The 355-nt window shown below is 65.9% G+C and carries 1 tRNA gene; it reads right to left on the reverse strand.

From position 1 onward, the window contains the following. Positions 1 to 62 precede the first annotated feature (62 nt). Positions 63 to 138 (reverse strand) — tRNA-Ala (locus MKK49_RS23405). Positions 139 to 355: the final 217 nt, after the last annotated feature.

Here is a 355-nt window from a genome sequence, read left to right on the forward strand (position 1 = left end):
CTGAGCTAAGGCCCCACATTGTCGCGTCTGGTCGTCTCGGGTCAGGTTCGGGAAAACCTGATTGGTGGAGCCTAACGGGATCGAACCGATGACCTCTTCCATGCCATGGAAGCGCTCTCTCAGCTGAGCTAAGGCCCCACATTGTCGCGTCTGGTCGTCTCGGGTGCGGTCCGCGAGAGCCTGACTGGTGGAGCCTGACGGGGTCGCCGCGAATACCTCTTCCATGCTCTGGCCGCGCCCTCGCAGCTACCCTAAGGCCCCACTTTCGCCCAGGATCCTTCCTGGCGTGCCACCTCCGGGACCGGCGCGACCGTCCTCCGCGGAGGCGGCCGCCGAGGGCGGTTCCATACGCGGC

The organism is Methylobacterium sp. J-090 (assembly GCF_022829345.1).
Classification (GTDB): Bacteria; Pseudomonadota; Alphaproteobacteria; order Rhizobiales; family Beijerinckiaceae; genus Methylobacterium.